A 3105-nucleotide genomic window follows, 5' to 3' on the forward strand; every position below is an offset into this window, starting at 1 on the left:
CAGATTCTCACACCATTCGATGAAGATATGGTACAAATATTGCATAAGGAAATGATGGATCAAGGTATTCAGTTGGTGGTAGGCGATGGCTTAGCTGAAATTAATTTGTCCTCGATTACTTTAAGCTCTGGCAAAGTAATAGAAGCGGATATCGTAGTATTGGCAATTGGAGTTCGTCCAGAGACATCACTTGCAGTTGACGCAGGGCTGGAAATTGGTGAAACAGGTGCCATTAAAGTAAATCAAAATTACCAAACAAATGATACAAGTATATATGCAGTGGGTGATGCAATCGAAGTATATCACCGCCTAATGAATAAACCGACACGTTTAGCATTAGCTGGGCCAGCACAGCGTCAAGCACGTGCAGCTGCAGATTATATTTATGGTATTCCTAATGCAAATAAGGGAGTAATCGGTTCTTCAAGTATTCAAGTGTTTGATTATGCAGCTGCCGCTACAGGATTAAATGAACGTACTGCGAAAGAAATTGGCATTCCAGTGGATGCAGTATACGTAATTGCTCCAGATAAAGTTGGGCTGATGCCATCCAGCAATCCATTACATTTTAAATTGATTTATGAAGTTCCTACTGGACGTATTGTTGGTGCACAAGCTATCGGAAAAGGTAATGCAGATAAGCGTATCGATGTGATAGCAACTCTAATTACAATGAATGGAACAATTGAAGATTTAAAAGACTTAGAGCTTTCTTATTCCCCAATGTTTTCTACTGCTAAAGATGTTGTGAATTTAGCGGCACTGGTGGCAACGAATATGATGGCAGGACGTTTTAAACAAGTACGTGTAAGTGAAGTACGTTCATTAGTTGAATCGGGAGCTTTTATTGTAGATGTGCGTGAGCCCAATGAATTTGCAAATGGAGCAGTGAAGGGTGCAAAGAATATTCCTTTAAGTCAGTTACGAGAGCGCATGCATGAGATTCCAAAGGATATCCCTGTATATGTTCATTGTCGTTCAGCACAGCGGAGTTATAATGCTGTCATGGCATTAGAACATAGCGGTTATGATAAAGTTTTTAATGTTTCGGGTTCATTTTTGGGAATAAGCTTATACGAATATTTTAATGACCAACAGCAACATCGTGAACCAATCGTGACGAAATATAATTTTAAATAGTGATTTCACCATTTGCGGATTGGGCTACCTTTTTACATGAAGGGAGATGTTTATGACTTATATAACCTTGGGGCAATTTTCAATACCCATTGCATGGATTGCATTTTTTATCGCTATTCTCTACAGCGATTTTAGAAACAAAAATAAAGATGATCAGACTGACAAAATAATTAGTCATCTTTTTTGGTTTTACGTTTTAATCTGGAAATTAAGTTATATCCTATTTTCCTGGGAAAGCTTTGTCCAAGCACCTATGTCATTTCTATATTTTGATGGGGGTTTAAAAGGAAATATATTAGCCTTCATGGTGATGATAATTGTACTTGTGAAGCATCGAGTGGGAATTGAGTGGGAGGTGCTATGGCAATATTGGACCCGCTTTGTAGCAGCCCACCAATTCATAAACTATATCTTAATGGAGCAATGGGTCATTGCAATTATATGGTTAGCACTATTAGTTTTACTCGAAATGAAAGAGAAACAGTGGATAATAATTGTTCAGTGGCCAATTATTTTATGGGTAAGTGGATGGATGGACGCACTAGTCATAGCACATTTATTGGTCATTTTGTCTTTAATTTTAAAAAAGAAAAGCTATCAGCAAATTGCTTTAATTGGTGTACTTAGCTTAATGGCTATGACAGTGACTGATTTACGTTCGACCGTTTCCACATCTGACAGAGATGCAATCGATTTAAATACTACCTCAAATGATAGATATATTTTATCTGAGAAAGACCAGAAGCTCACAGTGGTGAATTTCTTTGCGACTTGGTGTCCACCATGTCAGGCAGAGATGCCACATTTACAAAATTTTGCTGAAGAATTACCAGATCAAGTAGAATTGATTGGGATTAATTTGACTGACCGTGATAATGGTCCGAAGGCATTAGCAGAGTTTATGGAAACATATGAAGTGACATATCCCATGTTGTTAGATGAAAAGGATCGGTTTGGTAAGTCCTATAATATTGTTTCTATACCCACTACGGTAGTTCTAAATAAGGATGGGCAAGAGCTAGAACGGATTATAGGGCCGGTAAGTGAAGAGGTTTTACGAAATTTAACGAACAAGTATAAATGATTTATATCTTTAAATTATGGGATGTGGCCCTCTACATCCTATAACTTTAATATTCTTGTCTCTCGCAATTGAGGTCCAAAGCTTTTATTCTTTTGTGTTGACATATACCCTATGGGGTAGTAATATGTGTTTAGAACAAATATTGATTAAATGAGGTGAGATGATGCAATATGATGCGAAGGTTACAGCAAGGATGAAAAAAGTAGAAGGCCAGCTTAGAGGTATACTACGTATGATGGAAGAAGAAAAAGATTGTAAAGATGTGATTACACAACTAAGTGCTGTTCGTTCTGCTGTAGATCGTACAATTGGTGTTATTGTCACAGATAATTTAGTTGAGTGTTTATCTAAAGAAAATGTAGAAACTCTTGATAAAAATGCAATGGTTAAGCAAGCAGTTGATCTATTAGTAAAAAGTCGATAAGACTTTTTATTTTTACAATAAAATATACCTATACGGGTAAGGAGATAATTATGGAAAAGAAAAGAACAACAATTGTTTTGTTTAGTGGTGATTATGACAAGGCAATGGCTGCCTATATTATTGCGAATGGTGCAGCAGCTTATGACCACGAAGTTACTATTTTTCACACGTTCTGGGGAATTAATGCGTTACGTAAGCAAGAATCAGTTGCAGTAAAAAAAGGATTTTTAGAAAAAATGTTTGCTAAGATGATGCCACGAGGTGCTGAAAAGCTTGGTTTATCAAAAATGCAAATGTTTGGGATGGGTCCCAAAATGATTAAGCATGTAATGAATAAGCACAATGCATTAACGCTAACACAGCTTGTGGAGATGGCCCAAGAGCAAGATATTAAATTAGTAAGTTGTAGGATGACAATGGATTTACTTGGGCTTCAAAAAGAAGAGCTATTAGATGG

At 36.7% G+C, this 3105-nt stretch carries 4 protein-coding genes; all 4 read left to right on the forward strand.

The genetic code is table 11. The features are described 5' to 3' along the window. A partial coding sequence (locus AC06OU_RS09555) for an FAD-dependent oxidoreductase (protein WP_475855443.1) occupies positions 1-1140 on the forward strand: 1140 nt, incomplete at its 5' end. A 52-nt stretch (positions 1141-1192) separates the two neighbouring features. After that, positions 1193-2224 (forward strand): redoxin domain-containing protein, encoded by a 1032-nt coding sequence (locus AC06OU_RS09560; RefSeq protein ID WP_475855444.1) that lies wholly within the window; start codon positions 1193-1195, stop codon positions 2222-2224. Between the two features lie 163 nt (positions 2225-2387). Beyond that, complete coding sequence (locus AC06OU_RS09565) at positions 2388-2648, forward strand: metal-sensitive transcriptional regulator (protein ID WP_169358320.1); 261 nt, start codon at positions 2388-2390, stop codon at positions 2646-2648. A 50-nt stretch (positions 2649-2698) separates the two neighbouring features. Beyond that, the coding region (locus AC06OU_RS09570) for a DsrE/DsrF/DrsH-like family protein (protein ID WP_475855445.1) at positions 2699-3105 on the forward strand (407 nt) is incomplete at its 3' end.

It is taken from the genome of Psychrobacillus sp., assembly GCF_056205495.1.